Genomic DNA, 18,903 nt, shown 5'->3' on the forward strand with positions numbered 1-18,903 from the left:
TCTACCGACCAGCAGACATACGAAAGTTGGAAAGATAAGCTTCATATAGACGAACAGGTTCGACACCTGCCGGCAGGCGTCCCGCGACAGACTGAAATAGTCCATCATCGTCAGTGACGATGAAGCATATTCGTATACCGCTGCCCGCGATTGCCTTATAGAATATTGAAGCTTGGTCTAAGTCGGATAAGATCGCGTATGTTTCGGCAACATCCCACCCGCACGTTGGAATAGCATCAATTCGCCGCCCTTGGCTGCCGGCTCGCATCCACAGCAACGGCGCGATGCGCTCAAAGGCGAGATCATGTTTCACCGTGACCTCTGTCTCGTAGGTCAAAGTAAAGAACTCCGCGTTCTCTTGGAAGCCATCCGCCATTGGGAAGCTATCGTTGGCCTTGTATTCGCCCTCCAGGAGCGAACCGTCGGGGCGCTTTCCTTCTATCGCAGCCCGGATGCGGGGTTTTGTGATGAGCTCGCATATTCCTTGCGCCTCCCACTCGGGGTCACCCGGTCGATGACCAGCCATCCGGAGCGCCGCATTCTCTGCGGGACCTACTTCGTTATTCGTGACGGAAATACTTTGCCTACGTCCACCATCCTGTCTATTGAGTCGCATCACCGCATGAGCAGTTGTTCCCGACCCACTAAAGAAGTCGAGAACGACTGCGTTCGGCTTATCTGCTATATACAACCGCAGGCAGTCTTCAACAGCGTGCAAGCTTTTGGGAAATGGAAAATTCCGCTCCCCTATCAAGGCCTTCAATAAATCGGTTCCGTAGATCTCAGCATTGTGCGATTGCCTCAGCCATGTCGAGGTCGGCATCTTCACTTTGTGAGTTACATATCGAGCGATCACGCTTCCATCTGGGTTGGCGCCCACAACTTGTGCTCGCCCAGATTCAATGTCTTCTATTCGACCAGAAGTCAGATAGGAAATCTCGTAGGGCTGAGCTTTGCTAGGCGTATGCCGGCCCACCCGTACATATCCCTTCGCAATTAGCCCTTTGAGTGAAGGCGCGGTTAGGCCCCAATTCATTTCGGTACCGTCATCGCGCATGGGAAACACAGTTGTGCAACCAGGTTGACCGGGCACTGCACTTCTCGGAACAGAGTGCGGCAGAGCGTCACCAATCGCCCGTATCGCGCCTGACGCGTCCACATAAATCGGAAAAAACTGGCCTGTTCCCCCTTTTGGAGTTCCGCGCCGTGAACTCAGATCGCTTCGGCGGAGGGTCCTCCAGGCCACATGCGCACCCGTTCCAAAGTCTTCGTCGGGCTCACCCAAGACTCGCGCTTGACCGAAAGCTACAAAAAACAAGTATTCCTCACAACGTCCGAACTCGCCTTGGCGGTACTTACCACGAGGATTGATCACGGAGGTGATCATCTCGATCCTTGCCTGTGGGAAGACCTGCTCGAGCAACAACGAAAGGCGCGCCACCTCCTTATCATCGATCGCGACGATCATGACGCTATTGTCGGGTTTCAGCAGATCTGCGGCGAGTAAAAGGCGCCTCTCCATCATGGCAAGCCATTTAGAGTGGCGGTAGAGGTCGTCTTTCTCTACATAGTTATTGTTATACTTCCAGTCCTGTGCACCGGAATTATAGGGTGGATCGATATAAATTACATCAACGCAGGCCCGGTGAGTAAACAGCAATGCTTGGAGTGCGTGATAGTTTTCGCCATTTATAACTACGTGACACGGCTTATCCCCACCTTGACCTGAGCTGCCAGTGCTTACAAGCCCAGGGTATATGCTATCTCTGAACTCAGCGACAGCAACTAAGTCTCTAATTGAGGATCTTACCGCCGGTGCACTTGGAGTATCGAGCGGCGTAAGCACCCCCTCTCGGTCGGTACCCACGCCTTCTATTCCCTGCACGCGCCAAAGGGCGGCCGCGCCAGCGGCCAGTGTTCCGCGCTCCGGCAGGATGCGAACCTTGCTTCCCTTCCGTATCGCACGACCAGACAACTCGACCGTTTCTGGCTGGTGGCGTTCGAAGTTCAGGCCGAAAGCGCGACGGGACGCAATGGCCTTGAACTCCTGCTCGAGTTCGGTACCGAGGTTCGAGTCCAGCACTTTTGCCCGCTGGATCAAGTTCGTTAGGCGAGACAATGATCGACGCCCTCGCCTTCAGAAACCCCCATCGTTCGCACCACGTCCCCGTGCCCCATTGCCTCGCTCGCTATCCAACCTATTACGATGCCCCACCCTTTCGCGTCCACCATGCAGTTCTAGGGATCTGCGCGGTGGGTGCCTGCGGAGCTTGCCGAAATCTTTTGCCTCCTTCACACGGACTCGTCTTCAAGATACCGAGCTGCTACCTGACTGAACGCCTTGAGCCTGCCCTCTGGATCTGGAGTCCGCCAACGTTCAATCTCCTGCGGAAACGATGCCACGGTAAGCTCGCCACTGGTGACGTCAGCCTCTAGCGCGGCGATAACCTGCTGTCTTTCGAGACTTAATGCTTCATTATCCAACGCGAGCCGAACGATCATCTCCGCAGCCGCCGCATCCGTCGCGAGCTTAGGCGCAATGTCACCCAATCCGTCATAGCGAAAGCGCCTTTCGCAGTCGAGTGACGACGGAAATATGAAATTCGAGATGGGGCTCCAATCGCCTTTTTTTGTGCCACAAGTCGCGGGGAGCAAGTCGGTGTTAGCTCTCCCGCATGATACAAAGAGATTCCACCACTCGACGGACCAATCTTTGAACTTACTCTGTGGAAAGAAATGTTCTATGTGGCTGTCGCTTCCATCTGAAGCTACGGATCTCCCGCAGTAGGTACAAAGGTAGCCATGCTCCCGAAGTAGGGACTCGCGGGCAGCCAACATCGGCCGGCCACGTAAGTTCTTATACGTTGGGACCCATTCCTCATTCGCTAGCTCCAGCCATGCTTGGAATTCATTAGGGGGGACCCCCTTCGTAATTGTTCTCACTGCGCTCTCTTCGCTCGACGCTGGATGCGCGCTTCCGCGATTGCTAACTCCGGGGCGGAACCCTCGATGACTATCGCAGCAGCCTCAAGGGCAGCTTGGGCCTGTTGGACGTTGTCTCGGGCGAGAGCCTCCTCAACCGCCTTAAGCGCGGAGCGAGCTGCTGCGCTCCGCTCCTCGGCACCTAACGCACTAGCCAAAATGAAGTTACTGTCGCGGCCCCGAGTTGCAGCGACCTGGCCGACCCGGCTTCCTCTAGACGAAAAACTCAAGACCCGAAGGTGTTGCGCGGAAATCTCTCCCACCACCTGCGGTGAATGTGTCGTCACGATAAACTGGCAATTTGGGAATGCCCCCAAAAGCCATGGCATGACTTTGCGCTGCCATCGTGGATGCAGATGAAGTTCGACCTCATCTATAAGAACGATAGCGCGACCTAGCCGAGATTCATTCCCTTCGCTGGAAATCATAGCAAGACGACGAGCCAGATCACCAGCTATCGATAGAAATGTCCGCTCGCCTGTAGACAGCTGCTCAATATGGAGCTCGGTCTCTCCCTTTCTAATTGTGAGCCCGCGAGGGGGAATCGTACGATAGCCTAACTCCGAAAGTCCTGTTGCCGCTTCAATGGATCGGCGAACTGTTTCTAGCTGGGGGTCTCGGTACGTCGCATCACGCCGTTGCCGGCGGAGCTCCTCGCTCTCCCGCTCCTGGAACCAATAGGTGAATCCACGAAAATCTAGGCCGGACCTCTCACGGCTCTCCGAGAATGCGTCCCGTGCGCCATGCTTCGCAGAACCTGACTTACGTTTGGGTATATCAGCTAAAGCCCGGCGTTGGTCGTAATAAACCGGAAGACTGACGTCCGTTAAATAATATTGCTCACTTTCAGCCGAGTCAGCAATATGGCGAACGAGTTGGTTCAGGTCCTCAAACTCGCTGGATTTAGGCTTCAGTATGCGCTCACGGCTACCCTGCTTCGCAAGTGTCCAGCGGTACGTCTTGCAATCCTCCGTGACCTCAAGCGTTATTCGAGTCTCAGGCGCATTTATGCGTGTATCTCCGTCACTCAGTCGCCGAGCAGTAGCGCGCGCGTACAGGAGACGTGCTGAATATTGATCTAATAGGATCGAAATCGCGTCCAGCACGCTCGTCTTTCCAGCACCGTTCGCTCCGACAAGCACAGTTAGTCGCTCGTCAAAGTCGATGGTTTCACGCGAGAACCCCCGAAAGTCTCGCAGGACGAGTCGGTTGATTATCATAGTGCAGCCTTACGCCTTCGTGCTGGCACCGCTCGGGTTGTAGTGCTTTTGGTATTGCATTGGATGAGGCGCTCTTCACAGATCGTTCTGACATCGAACGCTGATTGTTTCCTGAACTGGAGCGGGAGGATGTCGATAAAGAGTGGCAACTGATACACCGATCGTTAGCGCGATCTCACGGGCGGGCGTGCCAGAGGTGAGAAGCTTATGTGCCGTGTCGACCCGCCGACGTGTCATTACCATTTTTTCGCCCACCCACCATGCCGTCGCGCTTGGCGACGATCAGAGCAGTGGTTGTCCGCTCACGGATAAGGATGCGTTTCGTCTCGGCCCTAGGTGTATGGTCCTGGGATGTGGTGTGACGGATTGATCCTGAAGCGTTCGGGCTTTTTCGTCCTGACTTGGCAGATATGTTCGTAGGATGTCCGGCCGTGCAGCGTCTTGAGCCGGCGGGCGTGGTTGTAGGCATCCACAAAGAGCTGGAGTTGGCCACTGAGCTGCTCGTGGCTGTCGTAATGGTAGCGCTTGACCGTCGTGTCCTTGATCGTGCGGTTCATACGTTCGACCTGACCATTGGTCCAGGGATGGTTCACCTTGGTCAGCCGGTGCTCGATATCGTTCTCAGCACAGATGCGGTCGAAGATGTGCGCGAAGGCATAGGTATCCTTCTTGCGGTTGGTGAACTGAATGCCGTTGTCGGTCAGGACAATGTGGATGCGGTAGGGCACCGCCATGATCAGATCGCGCAGGAACTGCGCTGCCTCCATCGTGCCGGCACTCTCGACCAGACGAACGATAGAGAACTTGCTCGTGCGATCGATCGCTACGAACAAGGACAGCTTGCCCTCTCCGGTGCTGACCTGTGCGATATTGATGTGGAATTAGCCGATCGGATACTGTTTGAAGCGCTTCTTCTCGGGCTTGTCGCCTTCGATCTCCGGCAGGCGGCTGATGCCGTGTCGCTGCAGGCACCGGTGCAGGCTGGAGCGGGTCAGATGTGGGATCGTGGGCTGCAGGCCGTAGAGGCAGTCGTCCAGCGGCAGCAGGGTATGCCGCCGAAAGGCGACGACCATCACCTCCTCCTCCGGCGTCAGCGTGGTCGAGCGCGGCTCCTTCGGACCCATGGCGGCATCGGCTGTCGTCTCCCGATCACGCCAATTCCGGATCGTCGTCGGACTGACGCCGTAGCGTTTGGCCGTCGCTCTCACGCTTTCTTGACGTAGCTGTATCGCGCGACGGACTGCCTTGTATCTTAGAGTTGCCCGCTGGAGCGATGCCAGCGAGGCTACACGGTGAGGGTCAGCCCGTGTTTGCCTCGGGCTCGCAAGCCCGCGACAGAGCAAGGTGCCGCCCTCACCGCCACAGTCCCGAACCCGGACAGCCGCTCGGGCCCGAGCCCGCATTTGCAAGGTAGGGTCATGGACGAACAACCCACTGTCTTCGTCGGCATCGACGTATCTAAGGACCGCCTCGACGTTCACCTCAGACCCTCGGACGAGGCGTTTCATGTCGCGCGGGATCAAAAGGGGCTGGAGACCCTCGCCCGGCGCCTCGACAGCCTACCGGTTGCCCTGGTCGTCCTGGAAGCCACGGGAGGGTTCGAGGCAAGCGTGGCTGCCGCCCTGGCAGCCCTCGGCCTGCCGCTCTGCATCGTCAACCCACGCCAGATTCGCGACTTTGCCAGGGCGATGGGCCGTCTGGCCAAGACCGACACGCTCGACGCCGAGGTCATCGCCCTGTTTGCCGAGCGCATCAGACCTCCGGCCAGACCGCTGCCGGAGCCGGAGAGACGTCACTTCGCTGAGCTCGTGAGCCGGCGGCGACAGATCATCGGGATGATCAACATGGAGGCCAATCGCCGCGATCAAGCGGTGGACAAACAGCTGATACGAGGGGTCAACCGTCACATCTCCTTCTTGGAGCGGGAGCTCGCGGAGCTCGACAGCGAGATCGGCCAAGCTATCGAAGCCTCTCCGGTCTGGTGCGAGACCGAAGCTTTGCTCAAGTCCGTGCCTGGCATCGGCGATGTCACGGCACGAACGCTTCTGGCTCAGCTACCCGAACTCGGCACCATCGGCCGCCACCAACTCGCTGCCCTCGTCGGTATCGCCCCGATCAACCGTGACTCAGGCCTGATGCGAGGCCGGCGATCCATCGCAGGCGGGCGAACATCTGTTCGGGGTGTGCTGTACATGGCTGCGCTGACCGCGATCCGGCGAGGCTCTCCCTTCCGGCCCTTCTACGAGCGGCTCACCCAGCGTGGCCGACCGAGGAAGGTTGCCCTTGTTGCGGTGATGCGAAAGCTCCTGGTGACGTTCAACGCCATCGTCCGCGATCGTACGCCATGGCGGCCACTCACCGCTTGACCTTCAACACAGCCGCTCCGTCGTGCGGGCGCTGCCGTGAAGAATTTGGCCCATAGCGCATCCCGCGCCACGTGATGGTCAACCGTACCACCACACCGCGGGATCAAACACTTAGTCGCAGACTACTGGGTGAGCGCGCGAAGGGACGTAGCGTGTCTGGTCCCTTCACGCAAAAAATGGGGCTTCAAGTGGCTTCCAATCCCTTGCTGAAGAAGGGTGTCTCGTACACGCGTACGCCGAGCATATTGCGTAACGGGATCAGCCGGCTTGGGAGCTGCCCCTCAAGTACAAGGACCGCTCGCACATCGCGCACGCCGCCGCTTACACGCTCGACCGCCTCGAGGATGGCGCGGTATTTCACGCACTGGAATAGGCCTCGAACGAGGTCGGCTTCAGGGGCCTGCGCTGTCTTGACCTCAGCTGCAATCCACAGGCCTTCGCGCTCAAACGATACGTCGAGGCGATCACCGGAGGGCAGGGGCCGTTCGATCTGCCCAGCCGGTGTACCTTTCGGAAGCCCGAACAGGTCGGGGCGGCTGGCCACGCGCTCTTTGAATATTCGATGCCGCTCACCCTCGCCGCCGCCAAAACGAGCAGCCGCATAAATGTCTACAGTCGCATCCGGGGTTGGATACTCCAGGGAGAGCAGATCGAGGATCTCTTTCCAGCGCGGAAAGGCGTAGATCGCCGCATGGGCGCCGTCGATCACCGCCCGCTTCTTATTGGTGGGGAGTTCGTCAAACTTGTCCGCGCGTAAGAACCAAGCAATTCCTTCACCCGGCAATCCTGTTTGTCGATTTATTACCAAGGCTTGCAGCGGCGGAATCTTAACCCGCCAGGATTTGGCCAAGCCCTCGAGGGTGTTGCCGATGCTGCCTAGGACATAGTTGAGGTTGCGGGGGTTTGGCATACCCAGCTCTTCGGCCAAGTCGCGGTAGACGATGGGCCGCTGAAGCTCGGCCTGCCGCACCAGCAAAGGGAGGGCGACGCGGGCACGTCTCTGAAAGAGCTGATCACCCGAGATCGGCTCCGCAATCTTTGCGGTGCTGCGTAGCAACTATACCTCCTCCTTTGCCGAGCGATCCATGCCTGGGATCATCGGTATCAAGCCGGCGCACGCGCTATGCTCTTCTGCCCAGCAGAACAGGTTGGCCAAGCGCATCTCCTCGACGCTCTTGGCCACGAGATCGAGCAGTCCCGGTGAGGCGACGAGAACGGCGAGACACCGCGCCCGGCTGATGGCGACGTTGAAGCGGTTGCGTGAGAGCAGGAAGGCTGCGTCGCGCGGCATGTCCTCGGCCCCCGAGGTCGCCATCGAGACCAGAACCACCTCCGCCTCCTGCCCCTGGAACTTGTCGACCGTGCCAACACGTGCGCCTGTTGGCAGGCGGCTTTTCAGGAGGTTCACCTGCATGTTGTAGGGGGCGACCACCAACACGTCGTCGAGGGTGATCGCACGCTTGTGCCCCCTACGGTCGACCACGCGCTGCCTCAGCAGGCTGTCGAGGAGAGCGCAAACCTCGTCGGCTTCCTCCTCCGACCGCTGCCGGCAGCCCGAATGCACGACGGGGCGGAAGGCCAGACCCGTGGATTTGAGGGCCGGATGGGCGCCAGGGGCCAGAACGAGCCGCTGTTGGGCGCAGCCGCTCTCTGCCTGCAACTGCCCATCGTAGACTGCCGCCGAGACGAAGCTGCAGAGGTCTGGGTGCATCCGCCAAGTGCGCGAAAGGAAGATGCCGCGTTCGGGTGGTACCACAGCATGGCCCTCGAGCAGATGATCGAGCGCCGAGGCGCCGCTCGCACGCGGGTGTGCGCCCTGAATTGGCTGGGCCAGCTGCATCTGGTCGCCCACGAGCACGAGCGCGCGCGCGCCTTGCGCCATCGCCACGAGGTTTCCGAGCGAAACCTGACCCGCTTCGTCTACGAACAGCACGTCGCGGCTGGCACGCAGTTCGTCGCGGGCAAACAGCCACGCGGTACCGGCAAGGATCGGCAGGGTTGGGTCGATGTGCTTGTTGTCCCCGACGCTCGCAACGTAACCGCGACCCGAAAATCCGTCCTCGCCGCCGCTGTCCTTCTTCTGCCCGAGCCTCACGATGGGCTGGCCCGCCTCGTGGAGCCGGCTCTCGACCGCGTGAAGCACGTTGTCGATCGCCTTGTGGCTGTTCGAGGCAATACCGACCGTCTTTCCATCGGCGATCAACGCCGCGATGAGATGAGAAGTCGTGTAGGTCTTGCCAGCCCCGGGTGGTCCCTGGATCACAAGCCAGGAACGATCGAGCGCACGGACCGCCGCGATCGCCGATGTGAGCAGCCGAGCGGGATCCTCGCGCGCCTCCACCGCGATGATGGGGCTGCCAGTTGCGCGCCCCGCCAGCCGAGGCGGCGTGCGAGCCAGCAGTGCAGCGATGTGTGGAAAGTCTGTACCGCCTGCCGCCATGTCTGCCGCGACCGTCCACACGGCTTGGCGCAGAACATCAACCTTCAGCGGCTTGCCAGGCATGAAGCTGGCTTCCTCCGGCAGGGGCCCACTGCGTTTGCCACGTTTCACCGTGACGAGCCGGGCCGCCTCATCCACGGTGACGATCGTTCCGGCCGACGCGCCGCCCTGCGTGAGGTGGACCGGGCTGCCCGCGCGCAGCTTCGTCTCCTGTTCGGGATAGCGGAAGCGAAAGGTCAGGCTCTGCTTGTCCGTGCCGATCCAGTCGTCACCGTCGCGCCGGCAGCCGGCGAGGCACTCCTCGTCTTCCTGCAGTTCCTCGAGCCCGCGTTCCTGGCGGTCAAAGTAGGCCCACCACGCTGGTTTCTGCTCGCGGCGGTGAAACCCCACGAGGTCGGCCATGAGCTGGCGCGTCTCGGCCCCCGGCAGGCTCGGATCGCCGGCGACCCGCGCCTCGAGCGCGGCTTGCTCGCGCTCGCGCTCCTCCCGGGTCTCACGGGCCTCATCCGCTTCGGGCCGTGGCTCTTCGGGCAAGGCGCGCCCGATCACAATGCCCGCAGTCTGCGCGAGCCCGACGAGCCAGTCGCGCAGCAGCACGGTCGAGAGACAGTCGTCGCGGTTGTAGTCGTGAATGGCCGCGAGGGCGCTCGCGTCGCCGGTCGTGCGCCAGCGATCGTACAGCACGAGGCTGTCGCCACCAGAGACCACCTCGGTTGTGCGGGGTGGCATGTAGAAGCGCTCAAGGCTCTTGATCGAGTAGCTCGGCTCGCCCACCCGCACGCCCTCTCGCACGACGCGGTAGAGGTCGACCATGCGGCCCTCCCGCAGGAGGTCGTCGACCGCGACCTCGGCCACCGCGTGCATCGAGGCGAGTCGGCGTAGGGCCGTTTTTTCATAGGGCGCGTAGTGGTAGAGGTGAGCGCCAGGGGCGCCCGAGAGACGGCGCGTCAGGAACGCCATCACCTCGCTGAACGCGTGCTTCTCCTGGGCACGGTCATGCGCCCAGACGGCCAGGAAGCGCATACCGGGGTGGCCAGGCACCGGCGTCCCATCCGCGTCGCCGGGCTTCGCGCGCCAGAGCACGCCGCACAGGTACTCGAGGCCGCCCGGGTGCATCGGGTCGCCCTCGAAGTCGAAGAACAGGTCGTCCGGGTGAGGCTGCGGCAGGCGATCAAAGCCGAGGCCGTTGGCGTGCGGGAGGAGTTCGTGGACGCCGCGTTCCTCGTCCGCGCTCCGGCGCTGCAACCGAGCCTGCTGAACGAGACGGGCGAGCGTCTCAGTGCCGATCCCCGACACGCGGTCCGCCCCGAGGGCGCCGAGTAGGGTCAGGGTCGAGACGCCGGTTTCCATCAGGCGCTGGCGCTGACGGCGCGAGATGTCCGCGACCCGGCAGAGATGATCGGCCTGCGTCCACGCGTCCTCGCAGGTCCCGCCCCACTCACACTTGCCGCAATGCCCGCATGGCTCGCCTTCAAGTCCGCTGGGCGTGTCGGCTGCGAACCGTTCGAGGCGCCGGGCGGCCCTGCGGACGTAGTGTCGGACCTCGGCGAGCCGGAACCGCTCAATCACGTGCGGCACAGCCGGATCGCCGCTGCCGAGCATCAGCGCACCGTGCTCGGCCACGCGCCCCTGCACCCGGGCCAGAAGGTCACCGTAGAGGGCGATCTGCAGCACGTGCGCGGGCTGGGCCGTGTGGGCGAGCTTGGCGTCCCACGGCTCGTAGGACCAGGCCCAGTTCGGGCAGGCGGCCTCGACCCGCACGAGGAAGTCGGCGTAACCGATCCATGGCCCGTCCGCGAGAGCCGCCTGCGCGATCAGCGGCGCGCCGCGGTCCATCGCGGCGCGGGTCGCCCGCATAGCCTGCTCGGGGCTGCCTCGGCCGATCACGACCGGGGCGCCGTGCTGCGCATGGAGCGCGGCCAGGCAGCGATCCTCGTGTTCCTGCCCCTTCCTCTGAACGAGCTCGGCCTGTGCGTCCACAACGGCCTCCGGCGGAGACCGCAGGCCGCGCCGTTTCTCCAGCGTCCAGGCCGCCGAGGTAGCGCAGCCGAGAAACGTCGCGAGGAAGGTCGGCGAGAGGCGACCGCTCTCGAGCGTCAAGGCCGGCATGTCCCCATCCCTGCGCCTCCGGCCTTGGCAGGCACCGGTTAGCGTAGGAAGCGCGTACCACAGGTTGATGTGTCGGGCCTGCAACAGTTGGTCGGCTACGCGCGGCATCCGATTGGCCGGGATAAGCAACCGATAGCTGAGTGTCCGGTGCCAAATCTTGCGAAGGCTTCACCGTCGGTATCGCAACAGGGGACGCGGGACCGAGGATGGACCTAGGTCGCCGAGGCCTCGACGGGGCGCGATGTGGCCAGCCTCGCGAGCCTATCCCCGATCGTCGACCTCTGCCCGAGCCGAATGGTGGCGACCGTCAGCCGGTCATCGCCGCCCTCGATGCGGTGCTGGCCGATGACGCCCTCGGGCTGGGTCAGGGTGCCGTGATGCGGGTAGAGCAGCATCAGTTGCGGGCAGCCGTAGAGGCGTCCATACGCCATCAGCTGATAGACGTCGCCTTGTGCGACGCCCCGCTTGGGGTCATCGACCCGCGAGGCCAGACGCTTCCACTTCGTGTCGATGATCAGCTGAGGCGTGCCCTTCCGGCTGACGATGATATCGGGCCGAGTAAGAAAGCGTTTGGCGCCGCTCGCCCCGTCTTCGTTGAGTTCGATCAGGCAGTAACGGCCACCTCCCTGGAGGCGTACCGTGACCCCCTCTCCGGCGAGGGATCGCGCCAGCAGGCGCCCCACATACTCCTCGAACAGCACGTTCATCTCGAAGAGAAGCGCGTAGCCCTGCGCCCGGCCGCGCGAGGTCGTTTGGAATTTGCCGCCGAGGAACAGACGCGCCAGCCGTTTCAGCTCGCCCCAGCGCGCGTTGGTCCGATCGATGACCGCCTCCTCCCAGCGCAGGGCCGGAACCGGGATGTCGGCGATCTCGGCAAATGCGAAGGTGAGCTCGCGCAGGCTGCGGACGTTCTCAGGGGTGCGGGCGAGAGACGCGAGGCGTGACACTGCCGCCTTCATGATCTGGTTGAGGGCGATGTCGGGCGAGAGCGCATCGTAGCGGCAGGCCAGACGCTGCGGCGAAGCGGCGAGCGCCGAGAACTGCCGCACCACGTCGAGGCGGCCGCGCAGCGCCGGCAGATCGTCGGCCCGGGAAACGTACCGACGCGGCAGGCCCCGGCGCACCGCCTCGAAGAGCTTGGTGCAGAAGTGGCGGATCAGCACCTCGAGGAGCGTCTCGTGCTGCGTGCCGAGCGCCGTCTCGGGCCCAACGGCGATGTCGAGATCGAGGGCGACCGCGAGCATGTGGATCAGCTCGCGCCTGAGCGCCGCCGGCCTGTCGGCGTGATCCTCCCCAACGCCGGCCAGGTCGATCTTTGGCAGGATCTCGAGGGTACACCCCTCGGCCACGAGGACACCCACGATCTGGCCGGCCCGGATCGCGTCGCGCCCGTGCTGCAGGATGCGGCCGCCATCCTCCCCACCCAGCTCGGTACGCCGGGCCACCGCCGCAAGCCGATCGGCCATGGCCATGGGGATCGTGTCGCTTCGGGCGAGGTCCTCGCCATATGGCAGGCGGCCCCATTCGAGCACCGTGCGCGTGATCATGCGAAGCCGACGTAGGCGTCAGGCGGGAACGGGTCACGGACCGTCCACCGGACGCGCGGCGACATGTAATCGTCGGTGGTCATTCCAGGCGGCGGTTTGAGCTCCGTGCGCACGAGGAACCGACCCTCCCCGGGCTCGGCGTCGGCATCCCCCAGGACGATCGCCACCCGCGTCCAGTCCTCGAAGAAGTACTCGACCAGCAGTGGGATCACCTTGGTCCGCATCACGGCGTCGATCTTGGTGCGCGTGTCACAGCCGATGAAGTACGCGTGTCCGATCTGATGCTCACGATCGAAGAGATACTCGATGCGCTCGTTGAGGATGCGCAGCAGGTTGCGGAGCGGGACGTCGTCGACGAGTTCCGGGAGCGAATTCGGATCCGGCATCAGCTCGCGAAAGGTGAACCGACGGCGCAGCGCCGTGTCGAGCAGCGCGATCGAGCGATCGGCGGTGTTCATTGTACCGATGATGTGGAGATTGGCCGGCACCCCAAATGTGCTGCGCGAGTAAGGAAGCTGCACCTCGAGTGCGTTCGGTTCGCCGAGGCGCTTGTCTGGCTCAATCAGCGTGATCAGCTCGCCGAACACCTTGGAGATATTGGCACGGTTGATCTCGTCGATGATGAGCACGAAGGGAACCGGGGGGTGAGCGTCCGCGCTCTCGCGGTTCGACAGGATGTAGCGTTCGAGAACGGGCCTGTTGATGCCGCTCGCGGCGAGCTCGTAGATTGACGCCATGGCAAAGGCACGGTCGAAGATGTCACTGACCGGGGCGCCGTCCCGGCTCACCCAGAGCCATCGCACCGGTCGCTGGTTGACATAGCCGTCCGTCTCGCGAGGCACATACCGGTAGGGTCCGACGACTTCGCCGATTGCCCGGAAGAGGCTGTTACCCTTCGACACGATGATGATGTCGCCGGTGCGAACCTCGTTGCGCAGGATGTACGGAAAGCGAACGTAGCCGACATTGCCGTGCACCGCCTCGTCGGATGCGTGATCCGGGTGATGCGGCCGCCAAGCCTCGATCATCGCCTCCCGACTGGCGAAGGCCTCGTCCGACCAATCGACCCGGTCGCCCCAGCCGAGCAGCACGGAATTGGTCTCGATCGCGTCCTCGAAGATGTGCTCGTCGGCCGCGTTGTTGGCTCGCCCGATCGACATCTTGAAGAACTTCTTGTTAGTAAGGTCGTAGCTGGCATTGCTCTGGCCGCCGCTGGTCAGCGCGCTGCGCGCCAGCCGGACGAATGCGCCAGGCTCCGGCTCCAGCGTGAATCCTGCACCGGGTTCACCTGACTCCGAGGGGATCGGCTTCGGGCGCAGGCCCTCGATGAACTCCTCGTACGCGTACGACTGATGGAAGGTCACGAAGGCGATCTGCTTGAGGTCGCAGAGTTCGCGGTACTTCGTCATGACGGCCGTTCGATCCTCGAGATCGATGCCGTCGCTCCCGCACAGCCTGACGGCCTCGGCGGCCGTCCTGAAGGTCTTTCCCGTCCCCGGTGGGCCGTACAGGATCAGGTTCGTGGGCTCTGGTGTGGGTGCCGACACGGCAGACTCCGGGATCGAACCTCGTGGGAGCCCGGCCGCGCGATCGCGACACGTGACCCAGATAAAGCCTTGGACATCGAAGAGGTCGCGCGGGCGCCAACCCCAGGCATCGCGCATGACGGCGAAGATCGCCCGGCTGAGGTCGAGCACGGCGGCGTACTCGGTGCGGCTCAGCGGGCCGTTCGCGAAGAGGGAGCGGCCGAGCAGCATCATGCCGACGTTGTAGAACGGCTGGTAGCGGACCAAGATGGCCTCATCGGGCCGCACGAGGGCGAGAACGAGGGTCGGCAGCACGCGGCTCTCGGCGTAGGGCATGCTCGCCTCGCGCCCCGCGGACAGGGCCGGCCAGGTGGCCTCGACGAAGCGGGCCGCGGCCTCTTCCGGTGCCGCGGCATCACGGGCCAGTCGCCCAGTTGCCGCCTCCAGCAGGCCGGGATGACTCTCGCGCACGGCGCGCAGCAACTCGTTCGTGCGGAAGTTGCCGAGCAGGTTGTGGTCGCGACCGAGCAGCACCTCGAGAATTCTGTTGCCGAGCGCCGTGTCGTCATCGGTTGAGCCGTCGACCAGCGCTCGGACCCGGGCGATTAACGCGCGCTTGTAGGCATCCTCGTCCGCGTGGAACTTCCCGGTTCCGGCCGGGAAGGCGTCGGGCAGGAAGTCCGGGTAGGCCGCCAGGAAGATCTGCTTCAGCCGCTCCAGCACCGTCCGGTCGGGGCCGGGGCGGCGCGTATCATACCAGTCGAGGAGCTGACCGACGGCGGCCTCGGCGAGCTTCACGCTTGCCACCGCGCGCGGAAACCCCTGCTTCCGCCACTCCTCGCGCGGATCGTGATTTAGGCGGGGCGGCAGATTCGAGTGGCGGCCCTGCTTGGCCGCGTATGCGGTCACGTCGCCGATCGGCGGCGAGCCCTGCAACCCGCTGGTCTCGATCCAGAGGGTGATCATGGCGACATCGCGCTGCAGCCCGATCTGGCGTCCGTCCGGAAGCTGAAACCCGACCAATTTGCCGTTCGGCTTGTCGCCGCACACGGGCGTGCCGTAGCGCGTGCGAAGCGCCGCTTCAGCGAAAGCGACACCGGAGGACGACGCTCCGTCGGCTGGCAGCGGCGGTGCGCTGCTCGCGAGGGGCGCCCCGGTCTCGTTCGGATCCTCACCGGCCATCGACGTTCACGTTCCACGCGACGCCTGCCTCGGGCACGGCCTTGGATAGCCGCGACCTCGGAGCGAGTGGGCGGTGGAGTGGGGTTGCTTTTCCAGCCATCGTTCCCTCCCTTCCTCCGGCTTAAACAATGGCCAAGCTGTGATTGTCCAGAGCAGGGGGAACGCATGTCGAAGAGGTGGACGCATACCAGCGCCTTCGCGCATTTCGGGACGAAGCCCCGCAATGTGCAGTGGAGCTGGTCGGCGCGGAACAAAGAGAGCAGGACCGTTGTCGTGACGTTCTGGCAAGATCAGCTCGTCCGCCGCGAAGGAAAACTGATCTACGAACGGCCTGGGCACGACCCGCTGCATCCCGACACGCGGCCAGGCTTCAAAGAGCTCATGGACAACATGGCGTGGTCACGTGATCACTGTGAGGGTCTTCTCAAGATCATTGTCGCGATCGCGCGAGACCGGAACGCGGAGCCCCGCTCGATCCGGGAATGCTTCCCAAGCAAGATGTCCATGCGTCTCACTCACCTCGATACGGAAAGTGGCGCCTTCCGCGCCGAGGCCGAGGGTCTCTAGAACGCGATCCTCGTGCGGAGCCGTCGACCGGAGGCCCCGCACGGACGGTTTCCCGTTAGCGTCCAAACCCGCAGCCATGCGTCAGCCGGTCCGATCGAGCGCCTGGTCGTGTATCAGCGCGCAACATCGAGGAGACGGCGTTTTGCCACGGGTCGGTCATCGCTCTGAGTAGGATCACGACGTTGAGCAATCCATCGCCCGCTCTCAAGCTCAGTCCCGCGGCCATTGAGGCGGCAAACCGCGCCGAGGCGAGCGCGCTGCTGATCCGCTGCGGCTACCGCGTCTACCGGCCGGAGGCCGACATTCAAGGCGAGGATCTGGTCCTTCGTACACCGGAGGGCGGCCTGCACGGCGTCCAGCTGCAGTCCCGTCCGATGGTGGACTGGAGGCGCTACGGCGCCCGCGAGCTGTTGATGCTGTTTCCCGCTGATCCGTTCACGCCGGATGCACCCCGGCCCTGGTTTCTGGTCCCGCACGATACTCTGTACAGCTGGGTGAAGGAGCGCCATGGCGCCGCCAGGGGCTGGGCGGAGGCCTGGAGTTACCCCAGCCGCCAGCCGGGCTCTGCGCGCGTTCCTTGCGCCTCACCGCGTGCGACCGCCGGCCGAGCCAGGGACACACACGGAGCCTGGTTCGCCGTAGGTGGCGCGGATCCGGCTCACCCCTCGGGATTGGCCCGAGCCGAGAAACGATCGCGCGCCGTGAGGCGATCGGCGGGCAGCCCCTCGCAGGGGCGGCGGTAGACTGCTTCGCTCAGAAAACGACGCTCGATCTCAAGCTGATCCTCCTCGAGATCGACGTACCAGCAGCGCCGCGTTGGGCTCCAGCGATACGCGCGCGCCCGCAGCAGATCCTTGGTCTCGAACGGCGAGCCCTGCGCCCACGGCCGTACGGTCGGGCGCCGGGCAGTCTCCAGCAGGCAGGCGAGTGCGAGCCGCCCAGAGGCCCGCAGCGGCGCGTCGAGCAGGCGCAGCAGGGCGTGGCAGTCGTCGATCGCCCGGTGCCCGCGATGGAAGTAGCCGTGATCGGCGAGCAGGTAGCCGAGCTTCAGGCCCTCGTGCCCCTCCGTCCGCCAGGGGATCTGATGGCAGGAGCAAGCCCAGTTGCGCTCGGCAAAGACCGGCCAGCGCCGCTCGCACATCTGCCGGTCGAAACTCGCATTGTGAGCGATGACCACCGCCGCGTCCCGGGCCAGCGCCTCGACCGCAGTATCGTCGATGCGCTGGCCCGCGACATCTGCATCGGTGATCCCGGTCAGCCGCGTGATGGCCGGCGGGATCGGCCGGCTCGGCTGATGCAGCTGGTTGAAGGCCTCACGCACGCGATAGATGCGACCGCTGGCGCCGTAGGTGAACCCAAGGATGGCGAGCTCGATGACCTCGTCGGTTGCTACATCGGTGCCGGTGGTCTCGACGTCGAGAACGAGGCCGGTGAAGGTCGGCTCGTCCGGAGGCTCGACGCGGTCGGGCAGCGGCGTCAGCCGGCGCAGCACCCGGTAGTCCCCAGTGCCTTCAAGGACGGCCGCGATGCTATCGAGAGGCTGGTTCACCTGCCGTCGCCTCAGCTGTGCGCTCCCGGGCCGGCGAGCGCTTTGCCCGGGCCGCCATGGACAAAGCTTAGCGGCGGGGATGCGTCGCTGACCAGCGCGAGCGCGCCTCCGTGCTAGAGGCACGCACAGGTTCCGTCTTCCTTCGCGCCGCGAGGCGGCGTTCGCGGCCGATATTGCCGTTGATCGTCCGGCCCGACGAAGAGCTCCGGACCTTGCGCCATCACCTCACAAGCTTCGCAACCGCCACGGCAACGGGGTTCGGCCGCCGAAGCCCAACATCAGTTTTGATCGACGACCGCCTTCCACGCGCGTAGCCTGGAGACATTGCCCTGAAGCCAGTCGCGCAGGACGACCGCCTGTTCGATGCCGCGAATGAGTGGCGCCCGCTGGTCGCTGAAGATGCCCTGATTAAAAACAGGCGGCGTGGGGCAAGCGACAACAAGACCTGGGTTCGGTCGAGCCTTCGTTGGCGCGTCGGCCGAGACGAACGCCCCGAGTGGCGCCATTTCGGTCTCGATCGTATCCTTCAGGGCCTCTATCGAACGTCCCCAGCCCCCAAAGGTCACGGCCACGTAATTCGCGCGATGATCCCGGCCCAATCCCAGCTCGTGAGAGAAGCGACGAGGCAGCAGATCGGAGGGCAGCCCAGGTAGCGACAGCACATGATCGAATATCATCGACGTGCTCTCGTCCGGACTGGAAGGTTTCAGCATGCTCTTGCCTGGTCGAACTGAGGGCGCGATCTCGGCAAGCAGTGCGACGTAGCGGGCGTTGAAGTCGCCTACGGTCTTGTTCGGGATCGGTGTGTAGCCACGGCGGTGCTTGTTGATCGCCTGCTCCAGGATCCCCTGTCGGAACCGTGCTCGGGCTGCGCCCTCGCCGGTCCGTTCGCGGCCGGCGCGATCAAAATAGTCGACCAAGGCTTCGTAGGTGACCACCCCATCGAACTTACCGGTGAAAACCGGGTGGGCGCGCGCGTAGGCTTCCGGGCAGACGATCAGCATGGAGGCGGCGGAATAATCCTCGCTGATTCTGGCGAGCTCCTCGCGGTAGCTTTCCGCTTGATCGGGCTGATCATCCGCATCGAGCTTGTTCTCGATCAGTATTGCGCACCGGCCGCCGGCCTTCGATCGCAGATCGACAAAGATGTCGATTTCCCGCCGGCTGCGAGTGCGCCGTTTGCTGTGAAGAACACTCGACACCTCGATGTTGACTGTGAGGTTCGTCTGGGCCGTGATCCAGGCGGTAAAGGCAGGCGAGGCATAGAGTTCCTCGACCAGCAGGAGATCGATGTCCCGCTCGGTGGCGTGGGTCAGCGTCGGGATGAACTCATCACTCATGGGTGCTCCGCGTCGATTGGGGGATGGACCAGCGCAGACGGCAGGAGGGGGGGACGGCATGGCGCGCCAGCCCCC

At 63.4% G+C, this 18,903-nt stretch carries 12 protein-coding genes and 1 pseudogene; 2 read left to right on the top strand and 11 right to left on the bottom strand.

The features are described from left to right. Position 1: 1 nt before the first annotated feature. The 5 genes and pseudogenes from J2W78_RS07350 to J2W78_RS07360 all read right to left on the bottom strand — a co-directional run bounded on the left by J2W78_RS07350 (position 2) and on the right by J2W78_RS07360 (position 5,482). Positions 2–2,083: a site-specific DNA-methyltransferase gene (locus J2W78_RS07350; protein WP_253369324.1), complete on the bottom strand. Its 2,082-nt coding sequence runs from the start codon at positions 2,081–2,083 to the stop codon at positions 2–4. A 209-nt stretch (positions 2,084–2,292) separates the two neighbouring features. After that, a complete protein-coding gene (locus J2W78_RS07355; RefSeq protein ID WP_253369326.1) occupies positions 2,293–2,838 on the bottom strand; it encodes a retron system putative HNH endonuclease in 546 nt (181 codons plus the stop codon). Between the two features lie 101 nt (positions 2,839–2,939). Continuing rightward, positions 2,940–4,202, bottom strand: coding sequence for an AAA family ATPase (locus J2W78_RS24825; protein ID WP_367399399.1), 1,263 nt, complete (start codon positions 4,200–4,202; stop codon positions 2,940–2,942). Between the two features lie 75 nt (positions 4,203–4,277). Then, on the bottom strand, positions 4,278–4,445 hold the full coding sequence (locus J2W78_RS24830; RefSeq protein WP_367399931.1) for a helix-turn-helix domain-containing protein: 168 nt from the start codon (positions 4,443–4,445) through the stop codon (positions 4,278–4,280). 89 nt (positions 4,446–4,534) lie between these two features. Continuing rightward, positions 4,535–5,482: pseudogene (locus J2W78_RS07360) on the bottom strand (IS481 family transposase). Between the two features lie 138 nt (positions 5,483–5,620). Between J2W78_RS07360 and J2W78_RS07365 the strand changes: the two are divergent. Further along, positions 5,621–6,568 (top strand): IS110 family transposase, encoded by a 948-nt coding sequence (locus J2W78_RS07365; protein ID WP_253369328.1) that lies wholly within the window; start codon positions 5,621–5,623, stop codon positions 6,566–6,568. Between the two features lie 184 nt (positions 6,569–6,752). On the opposite strand, the gene J2W78_RS07370 is transcribed toward J2W78_RS07365, so the two are convergent. The 4 genes from J2W78_RS07370 to J2W78_RS07385 form a co-directional block, all read right to left on the bottom strand. Then, positions 6,753–7,625, bottom strand: a complete 873-nt coding sequence (locus J2W78_RS07370) for a hypothetical protein (protein WP_253369330.1) — start codon at positions 7,623–7,625, stop codon at positions 6,753–6,755. Beyond that, positions 7,626–11,225 (bottom strand): TM0106 family RecB-like putative nuclease, encoded by a 3,600-nt coding sequence (locus J2W78_RS07375; protein WP_253369332.1) that lies wholly within the window; start codon positions 11,223–11,225, stop codon positions 7,626–7,628. Positions 11,226–11,329: 104 nt separating this feature from the next. Beyond that, positions 11,330–12,664 (bottom strand): McrC family protein, encoded by a 1,335-nt coding sequence (locus J2W78_RS07380; protein ID WP_253369334.1) that lies wholly within the window; start codon positions 12,662–12,664, stop codon positions 11,330–11,332. Then, positions 12,661–15,372 carry an AAA family ATPase gene (locus tag J2W78_RS07385; protein WP_253369336.1) on the bottom strand — a complete coding sequence of 904 codons (2,712 nt, stop codon included), beginning with the start codon at positions 15,370–15,372 and terminating at the stop codon, positions 12,661–12,663. The genes J2W78_RS07380 and J2W78_RS07385 overlap by 4 nt, the downstream gene beginning before the upstream one ends. A gap of 273 nt (positions 15,373–15,645) precedes the next feature. Here J2W78_RS07385 and J2W78_RS07390 point away from each other — a divergent pair, with 273 nt between their 5' ends. Then, positions 15,646–15,939, top strand: a complete 294-nt coding sequence (locus J2W78_RS07390; protein WP_253369338.1) for a hypothetical protein — start codon at positions 15,646–15,648, stop codon at positions 15,937–15,939. 658 nt (positions 15,940–16,597) lie between these two features. Here the strand turns inward: J2W78_RS07390 and J2W78_RS07395 are convergent. Then, positions 16,598–17,488 (bottom strand): 3'-5' exonuclease, encoded by an 891-nt coding sequence (locus tag J2W78_RS07395; protein WP_253369340.1) that lies wholly within the window; start codon positions 17,486–17,488, stop codon positions 16,598–16,600. A 278-nt stretch (positions 17,489–17,766) separates the two neighbouring features. Continuing rightward, positions 17,767–18,828, bottom strand: a complete 1,062-nt coding sequence (locus J2W78_RS07400) for a PD-(D/E)XK nuclease family protein (RefSeq protein WP_253369342.1) — start codon at positions 18,826–18,828, stop codon at positions 17,767–17,769. Positions 18,829–18,903 lie beyond the last annotated feature (75 nt).

Origin of the sequence: Methylorubrum extorquens, from assembly GCF_024169925.1 — a bacterium.
Lineage (GTDB): Bacteria > Pseudomonadota > Alphaproteobacteria > Rhizobiales > Beijerinckiaceae > Methylobacterium > Methylobacterium extorquens_A.

Bases quoted from the DNA above. Each gene is read 5' to 3' on its own strand.
- J2W78_RS07355 (WP_253369326.1), bottom strand. From the start codon at position 2,838: ATGTTGGCTGCCCGCGAGTCCCTACTTCGGGAGCATGGCTACCTTTGT.
- J2W78_RS24825 (WP_367399399.1), bottom strand. From the start codon at position 4,202: ATGATAATCAACCGACTCGTCCTGCGAGACTTTCGGGGGTTCTCGCGT.
- J2W78_RS24830 (WP_367399931.1), bottom strand. From the start codon at position 4,445: ATGGTAATGACACGTCGGCGGGTCGACACGGCACATAAGCTTCTCACC.
- J2W78_RS07365 (WP_253369328.1), top strand. From the start codon at position 5,621: ATGGACGAACAACCCACTGTCTTCGTCGGCATCGACGTATCTAAGGAC.
- J2W78_RS07375 (WP_253369332.1), bottom strand. From the start codon at position 11,225: ATGCCGCGCGTAGCCGACCAACTGTTGCAGGCCCGACACATCAACCTG.
- J2W78_RS07380 (WP_253369334.1), bottom strand. From the start codon at position 12,664: ATGATCACGCGCACGGTGCTCGAATGGGGCCGCCTGCCATATGGCGAG.
- J2W78_RS07385 (WP_253369336.1), bottom strand. From the start codon at position 15,372: ATGGCCGGTGAGGATCCGAACGAGACCGGGGCGCCCCTCGCGAGCAGC.
- J2W78_RS07400 (WP_253369342.1), bottom strand. From the start codon at position 18,828: ATGAGTGATGAGTTCATCCCGACGCTGACCCACGCCACCGAGCGGGAC.